The organism is Pontiella desulfatans, from assembly GCF_900890425.1.
Taxonomy (GTDB): Bacteria; Verrucomicrobiota; Kiritimatiellia; order Kiritimatiellales; family Pontiellaceae; genus Pontiella; species Pontiella desulfatans.
The window spans coordinates 2,489,791-2,513,300 of record NZ_CAAHFG010000001.1; the positions used below are offsets into that span (position 1 = coordinate 2,489,791).

The following is a 23,510-nucleotide window of genomic DNA, read 5'->3' on the forward strand; positions in this document are numbered from 1 at the left end:
ATGCGTACTACGTATCGCGTACTGCGTATTAAAAAATCATTTTGCCACAAAATTATTCTGTCATATCTCCGAGCAATTCGTTCACCCACTGCGGAATGCGCAACGGCTTCCCTTCGGGGTTCGTGAGGGCGTGGATCGTAAATCCCTCGGCAACGGGCTGGCCCGTCTCCCCCTGCGTGATGACCGACTCGAATTTGATCCGAGCACGTCCCTCGCGTTCACACGATGTTTCAATATTCAGCAGGTCGTCGTATCCGGCCCGCCCCCGAAATTTAAGATTGGCCTCGACAATCGGCGCCATCACACCGCGCTTTTCCCATTCAACATAGGGAATCCCGGCGGCCCGCGTAAGCTCGGAACGCCCGACCTCCATCCACTCCAACAGGCGCGAATTATAGAATGTTCCCATTCGATCCGACTCGCTATAGCGTACCCTAAGTTGGTGTGTATGCCTGAACACAGATTCCCTCGAAGAAAATAAGCGTACATTTAAACCGGATTCTGCAACGGGTTTCAAGAGTGTTCGACACCGTTTAGGAGAATCCCGATGCGCCCAGCCCGCTGGTATCATACGCAATTAATCTGAATAGAATGGCATGTCCCTTTCTGCGGGAGAATGGATTGCCACGAAAAAGCACAAGAAACACAAAGACATCACCTTCTGGGTTTTCGTGCCTTTTGTGCCTCTTTGTGGCTATTGAATACAAGTCAGGTTAGTTTGGTATCAGTCCTAATCTGGGCAGTCCGCCGCGCCGCACCAAACTCGCCAGACACTACGACTCTTTATTACTCAGCATAAAACACTTAACGCCTTGCAGTGATTTTAAAACACCTCTATCCTCCTCCCCTTAACCAGGGAGTCAGATCATGAAACGCACAACCATCGGCAGTCTGGCAGCGGTTATGTTATTCACGGCTACGGTTTTCGCCGGAACCAACTATGTCTGGGACGCCAGTCCGCAGGACGGGCCCGGTACCGACTGGGCCACCGCCTTCCACGAAATCCAACCGGCCATCGATGCCGCCGATCCGGGCGATACGGTGCTCGTCACCAACGGCACTTACGCCACCGGCGGAACCATCGATCCCCACTCCATGAGCAACCGGGTGGTGCTGGCCGAAGCCATCACCGTGCAATCCGTCAACGGCCCCGACTTCACTTCCATCGTCGGCGAAGGCCCCTTGGGGCCGAATGCCATACGTTGCGCCTATGTCACCGACGGAGCAGAACTGATCGGCTTCACCCTCACCAACGGGCATACCCGCACAGGAACAACGTCACCGGTATTGGATAGCGGCGGCGGGATCCTGCTGGATAATGGCGGCGCCGTTTCCAATTGCACCATCATCGGAAATTTCGCGGCCAACCGGGGTGGAGGAGTCGCTTTCCTGACCAACGGCATCCTCTCCCATTGCACGCTTGCCAACAACGTCGCGTGGGCCGGGGGCGCGGCCCATTGCCAATCCGGCGGAACGCTCAACCACTGCACGCTGAGCGGCAACTCGGCCGATGCTGCCGCCGGCGGCATCTATTGCCACACCGGCGGATCGCTCAATCACTGCACCATCAGTTCGAATTCCACCGCAGCCACGGGCGGCGGGATTCGCTGCTACAAGGTTGGTAGCTCGTTCAACAACTGCCTCATCACCGGAAACTCGGCACTCGACGGCGGCGGGGTTGGCTTAAGCTCTGGTGGAACGTTCAACAACTGCACCATCAGCGGAAACTCGGCAACCAACAATGGTGGAGGGGTAAACTCTTACGGCACCGGCTCGATACTCAACAACTGCATTGTATGGAGCAATACGGCAGCGAACGGCAGCGACTGCTTCAATAATGGCAGCAGCATGGCCTACACCCATTGCTGCAGCAGCCTGGCGCTCAACGACCTTGGTTCCGGCAACATTACAAACTACCCGCAGTTTGTGGATGCACCCAACGGAAACTACCGCCTCCAACCCGCCTCCCCCTGCATCGACGCCGGAACCAACCAGATATGGATGGACGGTGCAACCGACCTCGGCGGAAACCCGCGTATTAATGGTGGAACGGTCGACATCGGAGCCTATGAATACTACGATGCCGCGGCGGTAAACATCACCAACGAGAATGCCACCGTCGCCGGCGAAACCGAAACCTATACGATTAGCGGAACCAACAACGAGTGGACAGTCGGCAACCTCTGGTGGACCAACGAGGCTAATCATGCCTCCGGCTCTTTTCCAGTTTCAGGTTTCCAGTTTCAGGTTTCAGATATTCCGCTGGAGTTCTACGAAAACACTATCACGGTCTATGGAACCAATGTCGTAGGCGAAGTCACATCCGACAGCATCGTAATCACCCGCGACCCACAGCATTCCGGAAATTCCCCCACCCACTATGTCTCCCCCGAAGGCACCCACGTTTGGCCCTACACCACTTGGGCAACTGCGGCCACCAACATACAGGCCGCTGTCGATGCCGCCTCGGGAACAACCGACGACATCGTGCTGGTGGACGATGGAGCCTACGAGCCCGGTCAACAAATCACCGTCCACAAGGCCATCACCGTCAAAAGCGAATATGGCCCCGACGTTACCATCCTAGATGGGCAGGACTCCCACCGCCTCTTCCATTTAAGCGATGGGGCGGTGATTGACGGCTTCACCATCCGGAATGGCAGCGCAGACAACGGTGGCGGCATCTATTGTACAGATACCACACCGCTCATCACCAACTGCACGCTCTCAGGCAATTCGGCTGCGTACGGCGGCGGGAGCTACAACGGCACGCTGCACAATTGCACCATCACCGGCAACTCGGCAGACGGCTACGACTACTACTACGGCGACGGCGACGGCGGCGGCGGCGGGAGCTACTACGGCACGCTGCACAATTGCACCATCACCAGCAACTCGGCAACGGGCTACAACGACTACGGCGGCGGCTTAGGGGGCAACGGCTACGGCGGCGGGAGCTACAACTGCACGCTGCACGATTGCACCATCTCCGGCAACTCGGCAACGGGCGGTGACGGCGGTGGCGGCTACGACGGCTTCGCGGGCAACGGCTACGGCGGCGGGAGCTGCTACGGCACGCTGCACGATTGCACCATCTCCGGCAACTCGGCAACGGGCGGTGACGGCGTCGGCGTCGACGACGACGGCTACGGATGCGGCGGAGGGAGCGTCGAAAGCACGCTGCACGATTGCACCATCATCGGAAACTCAGCCGACTACGGCGGCGGGGTCTCCTGTTACTACGGTGACACCGTTCAAAACTGCACCCTTTCCGGCAACTCTGCCTACACCAGCGGCGGCGGGGTCTACTGCTCCTGGGGCGGAACGGTGCAAGACTGCACCCTCTCCGGCAACTCAGCCGACTACGGCGGCGGGGTCTACTATGATGGCGGCGGCACCGTTCAAAACTGCACCCTCTCCGGCAACTCTGCCTACACCAGTGGCGGCGGGGTCTACTGCTCCTGGGGCGGAACGGTGCAAGACTGCACCCTCTCCGGCAACTCAGCCGACTACGGCGGCGGGGTCTACTGTTACCTCGATGGCACCGTTCAAAACTGTATTTTGTGGAACAACTCGGCAACCGACAGCGGAAACAATTGGTACAACAACGATACATTCATGTCCTACACCCATTGCTGCACGACGCCCACGAATGGCTTGCCCGGCGGCACGGGCTGCATCGATACCGATCCCAAACTGATCGACACCTATCACCTGGCGTCGGATTCTCCCTGCATCGATGCCGGAATAGCAATTGCCGGTATCGTGGAAGATATTGACGGCACGCCGCGCCCCCTTGATGGCAATGCCGATGGAATAGCGATTCCCGACATTGGCGCATTCGAATATTTCAATCCCGCCGGGGATTCCGATGGAGACGGACTGACCGACGGATTCGAATCCGACACACTCGGCACCAGTATCGTCAAGGCCAACACCGACGGCGATTCCTTTAGCGACTACGAGGAATTTGTGGCCGACACCGATCCGTTGAATAGCAACGAATGGTTCCGAATCACCGCCGCCGAAGGCCGCACCGTCAGCTTCCACTCCTCATCGAATCGGGTCTACACCCTCCTGTGGAGCCTTGATCTCAAGGCGGGTTATTGGTTTCCCGTCCGCCAGGAGTTCCGCATCCCCGGCAGTGGCGGCCTCGACTCCCTCACCGATCCCTACGACGACCCCGCCTGCTTCTACAAGGTGCAGGTCGAGATTCCGTAAAGAGGAAAAAGCATGTAGTCCCGCCTTTAGGCGGTCGGCGGGCTGGGCTTCGGTGCGGCGGGGATTCCTCGCGTCGATTCGGACAGGAAAGATTGACCTTTTTCTTTCCCGTGCCCTATCCTATCGAATTGAAGTAAAGATATACCGAAATATAAACCTAAGCACACAAGGGAGAAAACATGAAATTCACAGTAGACAAGGATCTTTGCGTCGGTTGCGAAGCGTGCAATGGCATCGCCCCGGAAGTTTTTGAATTCCCGGATGGCTATTCCAAGGTAAAGATCGACCCCGTCCCCGAGGCACTGCAGGAAAGCGCCCTCAAGGCCGAAGCGAACTGCCCGGCCCAGGCCATCTCCCATCAGGAGTGAATCCAGGCTTAGAGCAATTCACCAATATTAATGCCGTCAAAACAATGGAGGGTCGGGTTCCACCCCGACCTATCCGGAACGTGCGGCGGCTCGGGTGACGCGCAGCGAGGCCACTGCCTCACCCGAGCCCTCCACTACCGTATGTCAACTGATATGTGCCCTAGCCAATGGATTAATTAAAACGGGTGCGGGATTCTTCCCTCGCCCGTTTTTGCCGTCGGGATCTCGATATCCGGCTTGATTTCCGCAGGCACGGCCTTGCCTCAAATGCTTATCTTTAGTAAATGTATTCAGTTCGTTTAAAACTCTAGAGAAAGGCATGACCATGCACGCACAATGGAACGACCGGGAGAGCCTGGTACATCCGGCTTCGGCCCCCGACTACATGCGCGAGGAACAGCTCCGCGCCCTTCAGCTCCAGCGCCTCCGGGCCATCACCCGGCACGCCTACGACAACCAGGCGCTTTTCCGCGAACGCATGGACGAGCGCGGCGTGAAACCGGAGGATATCAAATCCCTGGAAGACATCCGCAAGCTGCCCTTCACCCAGAAGACCGACCTGCGCGACACCTATCCCTACGGCCTCTTCGCCGTTCCGATGAACGAGGTGGTTCGCCTGCATGCCTCGTCCGGCACCACCGGCAAGCCGATCGTGGTGGCCTACACCGAGGAAGACATCGAGGTTTGGAAGGAGGCCATGGTGCGCACGTTCGCCTGCGCCGGGCTGCATAGCGGCGACATTATCCAGAACGCCTACGGCTACGGCCTGTTCACCGGCGGCCTCGGCGCGCACTATGGCGCGGAAGCGCTCGGCGCCACCGTCATCCCGATCTCCGGCGGAAACTCCGAACGGCAGATCATGGTGATGCGCGACTTCGGCACCACCGCCATCTGCGCCACGCCGAGCTATTTCCTGCACCTGATCGAATATGCCGAGGAGATGGGCATCAACTGGGACGACCTTCCGCTGCGCGTCGGCGTCTTCGGCGCCGAGCCGTGGACGGACGAGATGCGCGAATACATTGAAGGTAAAACCGGCATCAAGGCCTTCGATATCTATGGCCTCTCCGAAATCATTGGTCCCGGCGTTGGCATGGCCTGCGAAAAGCAGCAAGGCCTGCATATCTTCGAAGACCATTTCATGATCGAAATCGTCGATCCGGTCACCGACGAGCCGATGCCCGACGGCGAGGAGGGCGAACTGATCATCACGACGCTGAGCAAAAAAGCGATGCCGGTCATGCGCTACCGTACGCACGACATCACCAGCATCATTGCCGAAAAATGCGAGTGCGGCCGCACCATCCGCCGCATCAACCGCATTGCGCGGCGCTCCGACGACATGTTCATCATCCGCGGCGTCAATGTTTTCCCGTCCCAGGTCGAGGCCGCCCTGCTGAAGGTGGAGGAAACCCTGCCGCACTACCAGATCGTGCTGAGCCGCCACGGCGGGATGGATCAGATGGAAGTGCAGGTGGAGGTGACCGCCAACGTGTTCACCGACACCGTCCGCGGGGTCGAGGCCGTGCACAAGCAACTGTCCGACGCCATTGCCCACATTCTCGGCATCCGCGTCAAGCTCACCCTCGTCCAGCCCAACACCATCGAACGCTCGATGGGAAAAGCCAAGCGCGTCATCGACAACCGGAACAAATAATTAACCACAAAGGCACAAAGAACACCAAGTACGCCACCAAGCAATGGTCTTAGTGAACCTCGTGCCTTCGTGGTTGAAATAACAGGAGCAAAGAAGATGAAACTAAAGCAACTGTCCGTATTCTTAGAGAACAAACCCGGCCGCTTGCGCGAGCTTTGCGGACTGTTGGCGGAAAACGGCATCAACATTATTACGCTTTCGCTGGCCGATACGGAGCAGTTCGGCATCCTGCGCCTGATCGTGAAGGACTACGACGAAGCCAAGGCGCTGCTGGTTGAAAACGGCTTTGTCGCCAAGCTGACCGATGTGGTTGCCGTGGAAGTGAACGACCAGCCCGGTGGCCTGAGCAAGATCCTCGAGATTGAGCAGGAGTCCGGCATCAGCGTTGAATACATGTATGCCTTCACCATCAAAAGCGGCGAAAACGCGGTGTTGCTGTTCCGTTTCGACGACAACGACAAAGCGGTTGAGGCCCTCCAGAAGGCCAACCTCAACATTCTGGACTGCGTCGAGCTCTACCAGCGCGCCGAAGCGTAAACTCAATATCTCTTTCTGACCGCAAAGACGCGAAGGCACAAGGGAATCCCTTCTTTGCTTCTTAGCGTCTTCGCGGTCATACAAATTTTTTGTAACCTAGCATGAGTAAATTTGTTGTCGAAAACCGCATTTGGGACCAGGAAGAGGCGTTGCCACGCGACCAGTTGGCGGCGCTGCAGGGCGCGAAGCTAAAGGAGACGGTGGAGCGCGTCCAGCATGTTCCCTTTTATAAGGAGGCGTTTGCCGCATCCGGCATAACGCCCGGCACGATCCAATCGCTGGATGATCTTCAGCGCCTGCCCTTCACCACCAAGGCCGATCTCCGCGAAGAATATCCGGTACGCATGCTGGCGGTGGACCGCTCGGAGGTGGCGCGCTACCATGGTTCGTCCGGCACCACCGGAACCCCAACCATGGTGGCCTACACCCATAACGACCTGAAGGTGTGGGCAAACCTGTGCGCACGATTCCTGACCGGCGGCGGCCTGCTGCCGCAACACACGGTTCAGATTGCGTTCGGCTATGGCCTGTTCACCGGCGGATTCGGACTGCACTATGGCATCGAGCATGTCGGGGCGGCGGTCATTCCGGCGGCGGCGGGTAACACCCCGAAACAGATCATGCTGATGATGGACATGCAGGTGGACGCGCTGGTCTGCACACCGAGCTATGCGCTGAACATTTCCGAGTTCATTCTCCAAAACGACATCCCCCGCTCCGCCCTGAATTTAAAGTATGCCCACTTTGGCGGGGAGCCGTGGACGGAGGACATGCGCACCCGCATCGAAGATGAAATGGGCATCCTCTGTTTCAACAACTATGGCCTGAGCGAAGTCATCGGCCCCGGCGTCAGCGGCGAGTGCGCCGTGCGCGACGGCATGCATATTTCCGAGGATGCCTTCATCGTCGAATGCATCCATCCCGAGACCCTCGAACCGGTCGGTCCAGGCGAGGAAGGCGAGCTGGTTTTCACCTCCTTGTGCAAGGAAGCGATGCCGATCATCCGCTACCGCACCCGCGACATTGCCTCGCTCAACCCCGAACCATGCGCCTGCGGCCGCACCACCGTGCGCATGAGCCGCGTGACCGGACGCAGCGACGACATGCTGATCATCAAGGGCGTGAACGTCTATCCCTCGCAGATCGAACAGGCGTTGCTGCGCGTCGAAGGCACCGCCCCCCACTATCTGATCGAAGTCGACCGGCCCGACCGCAAGGACGTGGCTACGGTCAAGGTGGAGATGACCGAGAAATCCTTTAGCTCCAGCATGAAGCAGATGCAGGAGCTCAAGGATAAGATCGACCGCGCCATCCAGGGCACCACCGGCCTGCGCATGAACATCGAACTGGTTTCGCCCAGCTCGCTCGATCGCTTCGTTGGCAAGGCCCAGCGCGTGATCGACCGGCGGAAGAAGGTTTGATCCCGTGCAGCCCATCCCCCCAGATTCCTTCAGGGAAACCTATGGGCTGACGCGCGGCACCAAGGCGATGTTCATTTTCGGGGTGGTTTTCTTTTCCGTGGGTTTGCTCGCGAGTATCGCACTCTACTTCACCCCCAAACTGAGCGACAATTCCGCGCCCCGCTGGACCTGGATTGCGTGCGCCGCCTGCTATGCCCTCTTCGTCCTGTTCTGCGCAGCAACCAGCAAAATGCGGAACGACCATGTGGACGTCACGGAAGAAGGAATCACATCGCACGCGGCCAAGGGAACCACAACGCTCCAGTGGGCCGAAATCGCCGAAGTCGCGGAATCGACTCAACGCGGATGCCTCATGTTGAAAGCAAACGACGGCAGGAAAATCCGCCTCGAGTTCCAATTCGAAAACTTCGGAAACCTGCTGGATCTAGTGAGCCTTCAGCTTGCCGCCCATGGCAGCAACGCAAAGCAGGGCATTTACCGAAAGCATATTGGGTTTCACATCATGCATCTGCTGCTGTTGGCCTTTTTCGGAAGCCTTGCGGCTTGGTCGTGCATGCATGGCCTCTACTGGGGTGCGGCCTTCCTTCTCTTCCCCCTGCTCTCCCTCAAGTCGGCCATCACCGAACCGCTCAAGGTGGAACTTCATCCAAATCGCATCCGCATTTCCTCGCTGATCAAGCGCCGAACCATTGAAATGAACACGATCCGCGACATCCGCCTGCACCCGCCCCTCCACGGAAAAGGCGGACTCTTCATCGAAATCTCCGAACGCGGAAGCGATCAAACAACCAAGCTGTTCTTCTTCACGGGTGTTTTCCAGCTCTACCAGGAGGCAAGAGACCACTTGGAGTTGGCTTTGCCCAACTAGAGGTTGAAAAAAAATGGCCTCTTGTGATTCGAGGTTCCTTGTTCGACATTCTGCCGTTCGCTACTCCTCAACGACGATGCGCCAGAAGGTTTGCGGTGCTTCGCCAACCACACCCGTGTAGGTGTTTTCGGGAGGCGTCACCAGAATGTTGCTTTCCACCACATGGAAGCCTTCGAGCAAGTTCGTGGAGGCCTCCACGGAATAGCTGTTGTTGACGATGCTTGACCAGCTGATTTCAACATCGCCGTTCCCCTGGACCGAGTAGCCTGTGATGGTCGGCGTTTCATCGACATCGAAGACATCGATGAGCCAGGGCAGCTCATACCAGAGCCCGGTGCTGTCGGTCGTCCGGATACGGATCGTCGGCGAGCTGGCCTGCTCGAAGTCCAGCATTTCCGCCGTAAAGAGCTGGTCGCCGGCAATCATGAACCGGTGGTTGTCGGCATCGCCCAGACCAGGCACGAGCGTATAGACAAAGGTGTCTCCCAGGTTTTCATCCTCGGACTGCAGCGTGCCGACCCACGTGCCCACGGGCGAATTTTCCTCCACGAAACCGGCATCGACCGATAGCCCGTAAGGGGCCGAGTTCGAAGGTTCGGCGGTGCTCCACCATAGGTCGTAGCTGTTGCCGGCGGCAACGCCGTATCCATACACCCGGACATAATAGTCGCCGGGAACCACTTCGGCATCGATCGATTCGGTATCGCCGGAAGAGGTTGAACTTTCAATCACCGCGGAGGCATCGTGAAGCTCAATATCAATATCCCCCGCCACATGGGTAAATTGGCATTCAACCAGGATGCGCTGCGTGGAACCGGTCACGGTAACCATGAACCAGTCATCGTCGAGCATCACGGCTTCCCCCAGCAGATCCGAGAGCCAGGCATCCTTGTTGTTCACCAACGAATAGGCCTCCGCCAAGGAATCATTCTCCTCGTAGGCATCATCGGTTTGCACCAGCGGCGCATCCAGGTCGTCCCACTTCAGGTCGTAGCTATTGCCGGCATCGCCATAATTCACGAGCAGGTAGTAGGTGCCCGGGGCCGGAACGCTCGTGGTGATCGACTCGTTGTCGTCTGTCGATGTGGACGAGTCCACCTCATAACCTCCGGAATCGAACAACACAAGGTCAATATCGCCCTCCGCATGGCTGAATACGCAGTCGGCCTGCACCCACAAAAAACCGGGAGTCACTTCGATTTCATACCAATCGTCATTGGCCTGGATCGCCGGGCCCTGGAGGGTTGAAAGCCAGGTGTTTTCCTGGGTAAAGGGATGGGCGCTTGATAGGGAGTCGTTCGCTTCATATTCGTCGTCCAACGGGATTGCGGCCGCCATATCGTCCCACCACAGATCGTAGGAGTTGTTTTTCACTAGTCCGCCCGCCCCATTCACGACAATGTGGTAGGTGCCCGCGGCGGTTACCGGGAAGAGGATATATTCGTTGTCCGTCGCACTGGTTGCATTGGTCAGCAGTTGACCCAGCGTGCCGTACAGCGCGACATCCAGATCGCCTGCGGCGTTGGTGAACTGGCAATCGACCTCGACATACGCCGTGCCGGGCGAAACCTCGATGGCATACCAATCCTGATCGAGTTGGATGCCACGGCCCTGAAAGGTGGAGAGCCAGGTCTTCTCCTTCGAAAAAGCAAAGGCACTCCCCTGATCGTCATTGGTTTCGTATTCATCATCATCCGTTCCAACCACGGCAAAGTCATCCCACCATAGGTCGTAGGCATTGTCGGTGGCGCCGCCATAGCCAACCACTTGGATATAATAGGTGCCCGCGCCGGAGACGATCGCCGTAATACTCTCGTTGTCGGTTCCGGTTAAGGAGCTGGTGATCGGAGAACCTGCTGCATCGAGCAGATAGAGGTCGATGTCACCGTCGGCCTGGGAGAAAAGGCATTGTATCGAAACGGTTTCATATCCGGGCGAAACCTCGATCCGGAAATAATCCTCGTCGGCCTGCACGCCGGTGCCCAGCAGATCGGAAAGCCAGGTGCTCTCCGGCAACGGATACGCACTGGAAGTGTCATCGTTGTTTTCATATTCATCATCTCCCGCCCCCGATGGAGCAGGCGCCAACGCCGACCACATGAGGTTGTAGGTGTTGCCGATGTCTGACGGGCCATATGGGAACACCTTGATATAGTAGGTCCCCGCCGCCGGCACGATGTAATCGATGGATTCATTGTCGTCAACTGATGCTGAAGATGCCAGCGGCGTGCCCGTGCCATCAATCAGCTCCAGGTCGAGATCCCCCAGCCCGGAAAGGAAGAGGCAATCGACCGTCACCCGCTCATATCCAGCGGGCACAACAATCTCGAACCAATCATCGTCCTCCGCGCTGCCGAGCCCAAGGAGGTCGCCCAACCACACATCCGGAGCCAGCACAAAGGCCTCGGCCAGGGTGTTGTTGGGTTCATAGGCATCGTCGGCAAAAACGCCGAAAGCCGCCATGAGAAAGAATAGGACACCACCAATTTTTTTCATTGTTCCTCCTTGCCAAACGGCATGCTTAAGCACCGTTGCTAGAAACGACAACTTAGCAACGGCAACTGCGGAAGAAAAATAAAAACAACGTTAAAGATTCGTAAGCTTTAGGCTGACCGAGTGGTGGGCACGCCCACATTAATCCTCGGCAAAGGGCGAAAGCTCGCGTAGACGCCTGATGATCGGAGGCAGCTTTTCAAGGACATAGTCGATATCCTCATCCGTGTTGTAGCGGCTGAGGCTGAAGCGGATCGAGCCGTGCAGCATCGAGCGCGGCACGTCCATGGCCCGCAACACATGCGAGGGTTCCAACGACCCCGAGGCACAGGCCGAACCGGTCGAGGCACAGATGCCGATATCGTCGAGCATCAGCAGAATGGCTTCGCCCTCGACATATTCAAAACTAATGTTGCTCGTGTTGGGCAGTCGCTCCGTGCCCGCGCCATTCACACTGGCCCCCTTGCAGGTGGCGAGGATGCCGGCCTCCAGGCGGTCGCGTAGCTTGCGCTCGTGCATGGCATCCTTCTGCATCCGCTCCATGGCCAGCTCGCAGGCCGTTCCAAGCCCGACAATATACGGCACGTTTTCGGTGCCGGCGCGGCGGCCGCGCTCCTGGTGCCCCCCCATGATGTGCGGGGTGATCTTGGTGCCGCGACGGGCATACAACGCCCCGATGCCTTTCGGCGCATGGAGCTTATGCCCCGAAATGGAGAGCAGGTCGATCGGCGTATCCTTGACGGAGATCGGCAGTTTCCCGGCAATCTGAACCGCATCGGTGTGGAAGATGCCCCCGCCCTGCTTCACAATGCTGCCAATGGCCGGAACCGGGAAGATGACACCGGTCTCGTTGTTTGCCCACATGATGGAGGCAACGGTTTTTTTGCCGGATATTGAAAACTCGTGCACCTTGTTCAGGTCGAGGTTGCCCTTTTCATCCACTTCGAGCGTGGAGAGGCGGAAGCCTTTGTCTTCGAGATAGTGGCACGGGCCAAGGACTGCCGCGTGCTCCACCCGGGTCGTAATCAGGTGCGGATGCCCACCCATGGCATCGACCGCACCGCGGATCGCCATGTTGTCGGATTCCGAACCGCAGCTCGTGAAAATGATTTCGTTGGGATGCTCGGCGCCAAGCAAGGCGGCCACCTTTTCGCGCGCGGCGTCCAGCGCCTTCTTAACGCCGCCGCCGAAGGTATGCATGCTTGAAGGGTTCCCCCACTGCTCCGTGAAGTAAGGAAGCATCGCCTCCGTAACTTCCGGCGCAACGGCGGTGGTCGCATTGTTGTCTACATAAACTGAACTTTTCATTTCCTGTCCTCAGATTTTTTACAGAAGGCCGCAAAGGGCGCGAAGGGGGTTATTGATCGGCTCCCTGCAGGATCATTCTTGAGATGCCGTTCTTGAGAATAGGTTCGTGATGATTGATTACCAACCCGAGAGGTATATTCATTAACTTCATGTAAGCTAGCAACTTGGCTTTATGAGCAGGCATTACCACCTCAACGGACTTGAGTTCCAGAATTAGACAATCGTCTACAATGACATCAAGCCGCAAGGGTTCTTCAAAGGCATAGCCTTTGTATTCAACAGGAACCACAACTTGATTCTTGGCAGGAATTCCCTGAAGTTCCAATTCCCTCATCAGGCATTTTTCATAGATTGCTTCGTATAAGCCACTACCCATTTCCTTATGAACCTCAAGCGCTGCTCCGATAACCTTGTAGCTGAGTGCATTTGCTTTTTCATAAAGTGGGTGCATTGCGGATCTTCCTTCGCGTCCTTTGCGATCTTCTGTTGTAAAAACTAAACCGCTTCCACAACGATGTCGTCGGAGATGGCTTCGCGGAGCTGGGTTTCGACCACATCCTTCAGCGTAACGGACGAGACCGGGCAGCTGACGCAGGCGCCGACAAACTTGACCAGCACATGGTCGCCGTCGACATCGTGCAGTTCGAGATCGCCCCCGTCGCGGCGCAGGATCGGGCGGACTTGCCGGTCGATCGTCTCCTCAATGAGTTTAATCTTCTGGAGCTGGGTGAGCCTGGGCCTCTCTTCAGTCTTGGCTTTTTCCTCCCCTATCACGCGGTTGATGATTTCCTCGATCTCGGGAATGCACTGGCCGCACCCACCGCCGGCCTTGCAGGCGTTGGTGACCTCTTCCGCAGTGGTCAGGTTTTGTTCGCGCGCCACCTTCTCGATTTCCTTGTCCGTTGCCCCGAAGCAGTGGCAGACCACCTCGCCATCGATCTTGCGGTCGAGGGTCTTGCCGGTGCGGTAGTTGTAGATCGCGGCTTCGAGAGCCTCGCGGCCCATCACGGAACAGTGCACCTTTTGCTTCGGCAGATCGCCGAGATATTCGATGATCTCCTTGTTGGTGATCTGTTCGGCCTCTTCGATCGTCTTGCCGATCAGCATTACGGTGAGCGCCGAGGAAGAGGCAATCGCACTGGCGCAACCAAACGTCTGGAACTTGGCCTCGCAAATCTTCTTTTCACCGTCGAGCTTGAAGGTCAGCCGCAACGCGTCGCCGCAGGCCAGCGAACCGGCCAGGCCATCGCCATCGGGGTTTTCCACCGCGCCGACATTGCGCGGGTTCTTGAAATGATCGTTAACCTTGTCCGTGTATTCCCACATAATTTTACCTATTACGTACTACGTATTTCGTATTGCCCGAACAGAGGCCAGCAGGCACCCTTCAGGTTTCACGTTTCAAATTTCAGGTTTCAACCTAACTCAGTTCCAGCATGCTCTCGATCGACCGGCGCGCCTTGTTGGCGGTCTCTTCGGGGACGGTAACGCGGTGCTGCATGTCCTCGAGCGACCAAAGTATCTTTTCCAGATCGATCTTTTTCATGTTCGGACAAAGAGCGCGGTCGCTAACCGAATAAAACTTCTTTTCCGGGTTTTCGTTACGCAGGCGATAGAGCAGCCCCATTTCGGTGGCAACAATGAACTCGTTTTCGTCCGACTCCTTGGCATGCGTACACATTTGCCCGGTCGATAGCAGATAGTCGGCCAAGTCGCGGATCGGCAATGGGCACTCGGGGTGCGCCATCACCTTGGCGTTCGGGTGGTCCGCCAGCTCGCGCTTGATGTCGATGTCGCGGATGCGCGAGTGCGTCGGGCAGTAGCCGTCCCAGATAATCATCTCCCGCCCGAGCTCTTTCTGGATGTAGTGGCCGAGGTGCGTGTCGGGCACAAAAATGATTTCCCGGTCGGCCGGAACGGAGGCAACGATGGCCGTGGCATTCGACGACGTGCAGCAGAGGTCGCACTCGGCCTTCACGGCGGCGGAACTGTTGACATAGCAAATGACCACCGCCCCCGGATGCTCGGCTTTCTTCGCCCGAAGCTGTTCGGCGGTAATCATATCCGCCATCGGGCACCCGGCAAACCGGTCCGGTAGCAGGATGGTCTTTTCCGGACTCAGGATCGCGGCGGTCTCGGCCATGAAGTGCACCCCGCAAAAGACAATCACGTCCTCCTCCAGCTCGGCGGCCTTGCGGCTGAGTTCCAGCGAGTCGCCGGTAAAGTCGGCGATGGCCTGCACCTCGTCGGGCTGGTAGTTGTGGGCGATGATGATGGCACCGCGCTCGCGCTTCAGTTGCTGGATTTTCTCTTCAATCGATTGCATGGTTTTCCCTCAAAAAGGCGCGTATATAAAACGAACACCGGCCTAAAAACAAAACAAAAAGGATAACAGATCGGTACCATTGGCCCGGCCCATTTCGACATTGTTGTAGGAAACAAGGCATCCCCGGCAATTTTCGTCGGAAAAACCAGCGCCGCCCCAGCCCGGCATCTCCAACGTATTAAATCCAGATTGACGATCGTCAATCTGGATTTAACATCAAGCCTACGAAAGGAACGGGAGCCACGACACCTATTCCTTAAGCTTCTTGGGCTTGCAGACCTTGTCTTTCTTCTTCACAACGGCGCCGCACTTCGAACACTCGAACTTGCCGTCCTTGTTCTTTTTATTCGGTTTGTCTTTCTTGCATCCCATGGGTTTGTCCTCCGGACCTTATGGATTGATGAACAGAAGCCCACCTCCACCAATTCCTCATTCCATCCGATTAAGCTCATCGCCCAGGCAGGTATCCACCAGGGCGGCGGCCTTTAGCCAAGGATGGTTGGGCGGAATCACCTTGGTCAATCCAGCCACCTCGGCGAGCGGCACGGCCACGCAGTGCTCCCCCTTCAACCCCACCATCACATTATAGATTCCATCCTGCAACAGCTCGCCGGCCTTGGTCCCGAAGCGGGTGGAGAGCAAACGGTCCGTCGCCGTGGGCGTCCCGCCGCGCTGGACATGCCCCAACGAGGTGTAGCGGACCTCGATTCCCGCCGCCTGCTGGATTTCCCGCGCAATACGGTTGGCCACCGGTTCCGCGATCAAGCCCTCGATCTCTTCATCCGACGCCATGTTTTTCTTTTTCCGGCCGTCCTGGTCTTCTTGCTTGGAAATCGCCCCCTCGGCAACGGCGATGATGGAGAAGCGTTTGTTATGGTGGCGACGCTCCAGCAAATGCCCAACCACATGATCCATGTCGTACGGGATTTCCGGGAGCAGGATCACATCCGCCCCGCCGGCAATCCCGGCGCCCAAGGCCAGCCAACCGGCCTTGTTCCCCATGATTTCGCAAACGATGGCGCGATGGTGGCTGCTCGCCGTGGTATGCAACCGGTCGATGGCCTCGGTGGCGATCGCCATCGACGAATCGAACCCGAAGGTGATGTCGGTGCCGGCCACATCGTTATCGATGGTTTTTGGCAACGTGATGACGTTCAACCCCGCCTCGTGCAGCCGCATCGCGTTTTTCTGGGTGCCGTTGCCTCCCAGGCAAATCAGGCAGTCGATGTGGTTCTTTTGGGCATTCGATACCGCCACCTCGGTCATATCGAGCACCTTGCCGCCCATCGGCATCCGGTGCGGCTTGTCGCGGCTCGACCCCAGGAAGGTGCCGCCATGGGTCAGGATGCCGCTGACATCGCCGTCCTCCAGCGCACGCATCCGGTTTTCCACCAGGCCGCGGAAGCCATCCTTGATGCCGATCACCTTGGTGCCCTGTCCCAGTGCGGCCTTCGCCACCCCGCGGATCGCCGCGTTCAGCCCCGGACAATCCCCGCCCGACGTTAAAATTCCGATGCATTTCGTTTTGCTTGGCATAGTGAAAATTCTCCTATGCGTGGTTTGTAGCCCACCTTCGATGGCATCTCTAGTCCAATCATTGGAAAATGAAATGTACTCCACTTTAAAGCGGGCGGTTACGGCAGTGCGAGGGCGCGATAGAAGCGTTGGGAGGATTCGCTTGTGTCGGGCTCAGTGAAGGTAAACGGTGCGAAGTTGGTTTGCACCGGAACCCATTCGGACTCCGTTAGATTGGTCGAGGATTGAACGACATACGGTTGTCCAGTGCTGCCGGTCAATGCACATTGGAATTCTCCGGCGGAATACACTGGGTGTCCCAGCACGGCTTGAAGCGGTGGCTCGACAGAGGGCAACGGAAGCGCAAAGTCGCGAACCACGGCCATATGCTGCATGTTGACAGCTCCCGAGTCACCGGCAGCCACGGGATAAACTTCGGACAAGGGGGTATGGATGCGGGAATCAAAAACGAGTCCGTTGGCGTAGGTGCGCGACGGCATTTCGACGGGCACCTGCGTGTGGGCCATGGACGGGCTGAAATAGATGCGGTCGTAGCGGCGCGAACGACTGGAGTTGGTTCCGGTGTCACCGTTCTTGTCGGCCGGCACCGGCGAATCCGACAGGAAGGATTCGAGCGTGGTGACCGCCGCTTCGGTCTCGGAATAGATGTTGAAGTCTCCGGCGAGCACAATCCATGCGTGGCCCGGGAAGTTGGCCTGGATGAGGCTTTTGAGCTGGGAGGCCTCCAATCCGCGGCGCGCGGCGTCGGAACTGCTGGCCTTGAAATGGACGCTGACCACATAGAGGTCGTTGGTGCCGGGAACATCGATCCGTGCCCAGGCAAAACCGCGGTTGGACATATTGCTGTCGTCCCACGAACCGCTTTCGAGGATTGGATAGCGGCTGATGATGCCGTTGGGGATGTCGTAGCCGCTTTCGCTTTCACGGAAATAGTCGAACTCCTCGCCGAAGGCGTCATCGACCATGTCGCGGTAGGAACCCGCATAGTTGAATTCCTGCACCGCGACGATGTCGGGCCTGAGCCCCTTGAAGATGTTGAGCCCCGGCGACTCGTAGCGCTGGTAGTTTCCGCTCGTGGTATTCGCCGCCATCACGCGGACAACCACGTTGCTGTCCGCCCAGGCGGCCGGGAACAAACCTGCTGCCCAGAGGACAAACAGCGAGAGGGTCACTTTTTTCATGATTTCCTTTAATACACAAAGACGCCCCGCGAACGGGGCGTCTCTGGTTTTTCTTACGGTTGGACTGCCGGTTACTCGGCGATCTGGATGCGGTAGAAGCCGGCCTCGCCGCGGTCTGTGGCGTCGTCGAGGACGATCGTGCCATCGATGGCGGCCGCGCTGCCCACCGGCGTCCAAACTTCCTGGTTCAGGTTGGTGGCAAACAGCACCTGGTATTCGACTCCGGACATACCTGCCCATCCCAGTTGGCGCTCGCCGGTGGCGGCATCGACCCCGATGCTGCCGCCCGTGGCGGCAAACATCGTGTCGGCCTGACTGGTGAGGTAGATGATGCGGGTGTCTTCCTCAATCGGCGTTTCGGCCATGGCATAGGCTGTTCCGTTGGTCGGGTAGAAGGCGGCCAGATACTCGGCCAAGGCATCCTGCTCACCGCCCGGGGCGGTAAAGGTTGCCGTTCCGGCAGCCAGACCGGCATCCGCCAGATCCACGCGATCAACGAAGAAGGCATCCGCCGCTTCATAATCATCGAACGGATAGTTGTCGCCGCCGAAGTTCACCAGGAAATCCAGCGTCACGATGCGGATCGGGCGCTGCGGGTCGCCAACCATCTGGCCGGCGGCCACGATCGCATTGGTTGCCGAGCCGGAAGCATCGGTCAGCGCGAGCGACTGCACACGGCTGTAGGCCGGGGCACTCGGGTCGAAGGTGAAGGCAATGCCGGCAAACTGGCCGAACTGGCCCGGCGTGGCGCCGTCTGCGGTGGCTGCCACCGCGTGTTCAACCACATACCAGAGCTGCGTGGCCGTCAGGTTCATCAGCGTCAGGCCGTTGTTGAAGCGCAGCGAGTTTTCGATGTCGAGCTGCGAAATCTGCCCTTCGAGCTTGCCGGAGAGTGCGTTCGCCTGTGGCGGCAGCAGTTCACCGGTGTAGCCGTCGATCGCGCCGATCTCGGCGCGGATACCGCCGCCGTTCTTGATGGAAACGGCAACCGTCGGGTCGGCCAGTTGCGCCATCCAGAGGTTGGCGTCGGCGCTGAGATCGCCCAGGGTGGTTTCCTCCGTGCGCACAAACTCGCGGCGGCCTTCGATGAAGACCGACGTGTGGCCGAAGACGTTGCTGTCCTTGGCGATCACGACACCCTCAACCCCATCGGTGATTTCTTTGACGCGATCCGCTTTGCCGTCAGCGTAGTAGGCGGCCGCGACGGAACCCCAGAGATTGCTCACGCCCTGGTCGTCGGTGGCGTAGGCGCCGTTGACCGTGCTGTCCAGATTGGTGGTGACGATCTGTCCATCAACCGTGAAGTCCACCACCAGTCGACCGACATAGCTATACTCGCCATCCGTGCTGACGATCAGCGCAGGTTCACCATCTTTGGTGACAGCTGTTCGCGGATACGTATCATCTGCAACATCACCGGCACGCAGATAGTCATCCCCGTCCGCCAGGAGCGTATCCGACCCACCGGCTACGGCAATGTCAACACCGCTCAGCAACGGCAGCAGTTCGGTTTCAAGCGCGAGCTGCTGCAGATGCGTGACCAGAACGATCTTGTTCACACCGGCAACCGTCAGGCGGTCGATCTGCGGCTGCAGGATTTCCGCGAGATCTGCCATATCGTTGGAACCGGCGCCCGGATCTTTTACCGCCACATCGCCCGGAGAAGAGATGGAGGCAAGAATCGGTGTGGTACCCCCGACGACCCCTACCCGCTCGCCACCGACATTGATGATGGTGAGCGGTGCGATTTTCGGCACGGCATTGGTCAGGGTGCTGGAGGTGGAAGCGAACGCAGCGCTTTCCAGCAGGCTGTCCGTAAACAGGCCGCCCAGACTAGCGTCGGCGCTGAAGTCCAGGTTGGCGCTGAGGTACGGAAACTGGGCGCCCGGCCAGCGGACGTCGTTGAGCGTGCCGCCGCGCAGATCCTGGCCGATGATCTCGGCCGCCGCGCTGGTGCCGGCATCGAACTCGTGGTTTCCGAAACAGGAGGCGTCGAAACCGATCAGGTTCATGATGGTGATGTCGGCGCGTCCACCGCCCTCACGCACGTTGTCCAGGCCGGCCACATCGAAGAAATTCGAGTAGGAAGACTGGAACACGGAGCGCATGGAGTAGTCGCCGGATGCGGAGAAGAACGGCCCCGGGATATAGTTGTCCCCAGCCGAAAGCAGGACGCTTCCAATGCCCCGTCCCGCGGCATCGTTCTCGAGCGCTTCCACCACGGCCGCAAAGTTGGGCGCGTTGTCGATCGCATCCACGCTGCCCTCGAGGTCGGAGGCATGCAGGAACTGCAGGCCCAGGCCGGTTGCATCGGTTTCGATTCCGTAGACGGTCAGCGTGTTGCTGTCTTCGTTGGCGACCAGCAGGAGCGGTTTGCCGCTCGGGCTGTTGGTTGCCGCAACAAACTCCATGCCTTCCGGCGCGGCGTCGGTGTAGAGCCGGGCAAACTGAACGAACTCAGGGCTGGCGGGGTTGGAAACGTTGTACACCATGATGCCGCCAACACGTTCCAATCCGATGAAGGCATAGATGACGCCGTCGACCACGCCGACTTCCACCGCTTCGGGCTCGCAGCCCTTGTCGTCGGAACGCTTATCGAACTCGCCCGGGTCGCCATCGTCGATGTTGAACAGCTGCGGGCGCTCGGTGGCGAGGTAGGTTTCGAAGGCGTCGGCGGAGTCGTAGACCATGGTGCCGTTTTCATCCAGGATGGAGAAGGAGCGGCCGCCGTAGGCATAGACCACGTCGAAGTCGCCGTCGCCGTCGGTGTCGGCATCAACCAAAGAAACCTTCAGGCGGCCGGCCCAGTCGCGGCTCTGCAGCATGGCCGCGTTCGGGAAGGCGTTGGTGTCGAGCGTCACATCCTCCAGGCGGGTTTCGTCCACATCCAGATAGTCGCGTGAGTCCCCTTCGTTGGCGATGACGTAGTAGGTTGCGCCGCCCACTTCGAAGGAAACCACGGTGTCGGGCATGTACATGCCGAAGAAGGGATAGTTGGTCATGTTGATGCCGGCGTCCTTGTCGCCGGCGTCGAGCGTATTTTCCGGCAGGCTCCAGTCCTTGAGGCCGAGCGGAGCAATGCCCGTGATGGCCGGTACGGTGAGGTCGACCACCGCCATGGCGTTGGCTTCCTGCAAGGTCACAAAGGCCTGCGTGCTGTCCGGGGAGACCGCAACGAACTCCGGCTCGAAGTCCTGCGAAGGCAGGCAGCCCGGGAAGATGCGGACACCGGCGGCACGCAGTTCGTTGGTTAGGCTGTCGAACGCCTCGAAGCCAAGGTTGGTGACGGTTGCGGAAGCGACTCCCGCAGAAAGATCGATCACGCTGATCGAACCTGCGCCGTAGTCGGCATGGTCGCCGGTTTCGGCTTCGTTGGCGGTCAGTGCCATCAGCCCGTTTGGCGAGAAGACCACGTTGTCCGGCAGAATGCCGACCACGACGCGGTTGGTTTCTGCGCCGGTTGCGGCGTCGAGGAAGACCACTGCGCCCGGGGCGCTGGAACCGCTCTCCACGGCAACAGCCACCAGACCGTCATGAACAGCAACGCTGTTGATCAGCTCGTTGGTCAGCAGGGAGCCGATATGCAGCGGGGCGGTCGGATCGGAAAGGTCGATGATTGCAAGCCCGTCCGCCGGCGTGGTGACAAACGCAGTAGCCGTGTTCTCGTCGAAGGCGACGATTTCCGCGCCTTCAGCCAGCTCGATCGTGCCAGCCGGCACGAGGGCAATGCTGCTTGCGGTGGCGGCCTCGAAGAGGTGTGCTCCCGGATCAGTTGCGGCCGCAATGCCTGCTGCCCCAACTCCGTCGAGGATGTTCGCGCCGCCGAAGGTCCACTCGCTGAGCGTAAACGTGCTGTTCGGTGCCGTGATAGCGGAATTGCGGTACGCGTAACTGTCCATGTATTCCCATGGTTCGCCGCTTCCATCTGTTCCGAGAACCCCGAAGACATCGACAATGTCGTCCTGAACCACAGCAGCATTACCTCCAGGGTAGCCGTTGGTGTTGAACAGGATGATGACATCATCTCCGTTAAAGAAGGAGCTCTGATCATAGTTGTCGGGCTCGAACCCGTAAACATCCAGGAACGTATTGGTACCCGGCACATCGCCGCTCTCATAGGAAAGAACATAGGAGTCGCCGGCGGCCAGATCAACATCAGGCAACGTGTAGGACGCATAGCTGGAACTCGTGGCACCATTGTTAAAATTGGCGATTCCGAAACTGGAAAGATTGACCGGGGTTTCCCCCACATTCGTTAACTCGACAAATTTCGGCAAACCGCCGCTTTCCGTCGCATCGACAATTTCTGAAATGATAAGCGATTGACCGCAAACGGCTCCAGTCATCGCAACTCCTGCCAGCAGCAGGCCCAACATTTTAGTCTTCATCTTGTCATCTCCTTGAATTTTGCGTCCGGACCACCCGGATTCATGAAATACATGTTCTGGTTGAAATGGAGGGTGGGTGCCGTCCGAGCCGTGATGGCTCCGACGGAGCGTCGCCCCCCGGCCTGGTCTATCCCATCGAGAACAGGCGGCGCACAAACAGCAGCCCGCCGCCGAACAACGCGATGAAGGAAAGCGTCATCGGTTCGGGAATAGCGTAGGTGCCGAAGGGAACCGTGGCACCATGCCCTGCGGCATCCAGCCCGTCTACCCCACCCAAGCTGATGTCCCAATTGGATTCGGCGAATGTGCCATCAGGGCCGGTGCCGTCATCGCGATAAGCGAAGCCATCGGTGTATTCCCAGCTCTGCCCGCTACCGTCCACACCAGCCGCACCATAGTAATCGACCAGCACATCGGATGAGGTGGCAATGCCGACACGGTCGTCGCCGTTGTGGGCAATTGAAGCAACAATAAGTACGTTTGCGAAATCGCCGGAGGAACCGAAGCAGCTCGCGAATTCATCATCGTTGTCGGTATCCACCAAATAGACGAATTCATCGGTATAGGTTCCGCTCAGGGTAGAACTGAAGCTCCACGAAGTTCCAGCGTTCTGCTGGTAAGCAAACTTGTAGTTGGCAAGGTCTTCCGTGCCGTCCACATACAGTTCCACGACTTTTGGGGTGCCTCCGGAGAGGTCGCCATCCAGCACGCCCGTCAAAATGATTCCTGCATTGGCGCCTACCGCAAACCCCAACACCAATATGATTCCCCACACCTTCTTCATTTTATTTCTCCTGTACTGCTTTGGTTTTCCTGCCTGATTTCCAGATTGCTTCATCAGCTTCCGCCGATGCCGTCTGCATCAACCCCGCCACTTTCGACCATCCGTGTTAGTGGAGTGCGTAGGCCGCGCTTGGGATTGCCTTGTTTCGGATTAGCGTTCCCTGAGGAATTCGCTTGCCCATCGTTAGCCGCTCCGCCCCTCCCGTTTTTGGCCGACCCGGGGGAGCGTGTAGGTGAAGCCCCAACCCCAGTCCGGTACCTCCTTGTCTGTTTCGCATCCGGCTTCCTTCATTCTTTGCAGCCACAGGCGCGCCTGGGCCTTGGCGTGGAACTCCTTCACAATGGTCCAATCCGATGGATTTCCATGTCCGATCCGCTCGCGTCTTGGATGATCGGTCAATCCGGCGTATGTTCTTTTCATTG

Annotated in this window: 18 protein-coding genes; 6 read left to right on the forward strand and 12 right to left on the reverse strand. The window is 58.3% G+C overall.

What is annotated here, in order from left to right; genetic code table 11:
- Positions 1–52: 52 nt before the first annotated feature.
- Positions 53–571, reverse strand: a complete 519-nt coding sequence (locus tag E9954_RS08865) for an acyl-CoA thioesterase (protein WP_342793760.1) — start codon at positions 569–571, stop codon at positions 53–55.
- Positions 572–867: 296 nt separating this feature from the next.
- On the opposite strand from E9954_RS08865, the gene E9954_RS08870 reads away from it, so the two are divergent.
- From E9954_RS08870 to E9954_RS08895, 6 genes are all read left to right on the forward strand, one after another.
- Positions 868–4,221, forward strand: coding sequence for a right-handed parallel beta-helix repeat-containing protein (locus E9954_RS08870; protein ID WP_136078825.1), 3,354 nt, complete (start codon positions 868–870; stop codon positions 4,219–4,221).
- Between the two features lie 179 nt (positions 4,222–4,400).
- On the forward strand, positions 4,401–4,589 hold the full coding sequence (locus E9954_RS08875; RefSeq protein WP_136078826.1) for a ferredoxin: 189 nt from the start codon (positions 4,401–4,403) through the stop codon (positions 4,587–4,589).
- Positions 4,590–4,914: 325 nt separating this feature from the next.
- Positions 4,915–6,246, forward strand: a complete 1,332-nt coding sequence (locus tag E9954_RS08880) for an AMP-binding protein (RefSeq protein ID WP_136080190.1) — start codon at positions 4,915–4,917, stop codon at positions 6,244–6,246.
- A gap of 96 nt (positions 6,247–6,342) precedes the next feature.
- Positions 6,343–6,783: an ACT domain-containing protein gene (locus E9954_RS08885; protein WP_136078827.1), complete on the forward strand. Its 441-nt coding sequence runs from the start codon at positions 6,343–6,345 to the stop codon at positions 6,781–6,783.
- Between the two features lie 101 nt (positions 6,784–6,884).
- Positions 6,885–8,204 (forward strand): phenylacetate--CoA ligase family protein, encoded by a 1,320-nt coding sequence (locus tag E9954_RS08890; RefSeq protein ID WP_136078828.1) that lies wholly within the window; start codon positions 6,885–6,887, stop codon positions 8,202–8,204.
- A gap of 4 nt (positions 8,205–8,208) precedes the next feature.
- Positions 8,209–9,072, forward strand: a complete 864-nt coding sequence (locus tag E9954_RS08895; protein WP_136078829.1) for a hypothetical protein — start codon at positions 8,209–8,211, stop codon at positions 9,070–9,072.
- Positions 9,073–9,132: 60 nt separating this feature from the next.
- Here E9954_RS08895 and E9954_RS08900 read toward each other — a convergent pair whose 3' ends face one another.
- The 11 genes from E9954_RS08900 to E9954_RS08945 all read right to left on the reverse strand — a co-directional run bounded on the left by E9954_RS08900 (position 9,133) and on the right by E9954_RS08945 (position 23,508).
- Positions 9,133–11,568, reverse strand: coding sequence for a pre-peptidase C-terminal domain-containing protein (locus E9954_RS08900; protein ID WP_136078830.1), 2,436 nt, complete (start codon positions 11,566–11,568; stop codon positions 9,133–9,135).
- A 138-nt stretch (positions 11,569–11,706) separates the two neighbouring features.
- Positions 11,707–12,873 carry a cysteine desulfurase NifS gene (gene nifS, locus E9954_RS08905; RefSeq protein ID WP_136078831.1) on the reverse strand — a complete coding sequence of 389 codons (1,167 nt, stop codon included), beginning with the start codon at positions 12,871–12,873 and terminating at the stop codon, positions 11,707–11,709.
- A gap of 49 nt (positions 12,874–12,922) precedes the next feature.
- Positions 12,923–13,324 (reverse strand): GxxExxY protein, encoded by a 402-nt coding sequence (locus tag E9954_RS08910; RefSeq protein WP_136078832.1) that lies wholly within the window; start codon positions 13,322–13,324, stop codon positions 12,923–12,925.
- Positions 13,325–13,368: 44 nt separating this feature from the next.
- A complete protein-coding gene (gene nifU / locus E9954_RS08915) occupies positions 13,369–14,199 on the reverse strand; it encodes a Fe-S cluster assembly protein NifU (protein ID WP_136078833.1) in 831 nt (276 codons plus the stop codon).
- A 94-nt stretch (positions 14,200–14,293) separates the two neighbouring features.
- Positions 14,294–15,199 (reverse strand): quinolinate synthase NadA, encoded by a 906-nt coding sequence (nadA, locus tag E9954_RS08920; protein ID WP_136078834.1) that lies wholly within the window; start codon positions 15,197–15,199, stop codon positions 14,294–14,296.
- Between the two features lie 249 nt (positions 15,200–15,448).
- Complete coding sequence (locus E9954_RS33470; RefSeq protein WP_281281205.1) at positions 15,449–15,571, reverse strand: hypothetical protein; 123 nt, start codon at positions 15,569–15,571, stop codon at positions 15,449–15,451.
- A gap of 57 nt (positions 15,572–15,628) precedes the next feature.
- The gene (locus E9954_RS08925; RefSeq protein WP_136078835.1) at positions 15,629–16,735 is read right to left on the reverse strand and encodes an ATP-dependent 6-phosphofructokinase; all 1,107 of its coding nucleotides are present in this window, start codon (positions 16,733–16,735) and stop codon (positions 15,629–15,631) included.
- 98 nt (positions 16,736–16,833) lie between these two features.
- Complete coding sequence (locus E9954_RS08930) at positions 16,834–17,916, reverse strand: endonuclease/exonuclease/phosphatase family protein (RefSeq protein WP_168442105.1); 1,083 nt, start codon at positions 17,914–17,916, stop codon at positions 16,834–16,836.
- Between the two features lie 71 nt (positions 17,917–17,987).
- Entirely contained in the window at positions 17,988–22,304 is a 4,317-nt protein-coding gene (locus E9954_RS08935) for a choice-of-anchor I family protein (RefSeq protein ID WP_136078837.1), read from the reverse strand.
- Positions 22,305–22,431: 127 nt separating this feature from the next.
- Positions 22,432–23,088 (reverse strand): hypothetical protein, encoded by a 657-nt coding sequence (locus E9954_RS08940; RefSeq protein WP_136078838.1) that lies wholly within the window; start codon positions 23,086–23,088, stop codon positions 22,432–22,434.
- A gap of 183 nt (positions 23,089–23,271) precedes the next feature.
- Positions 23,272–23,508 carry a hypothetical protein gene (locus tag E9954_RS08945; RefSeq protein ID WP_136078839.1) on the reverse strand — a complete coding sequence of 79 codons (237 nt, stop codon included), beginning with the start codon at positions 23,506–23,508 and terminating at the stop codon, positions 23,272–23,274.
- Positions 23,509–23,510 lie beyond the last annotated feature (2 nt).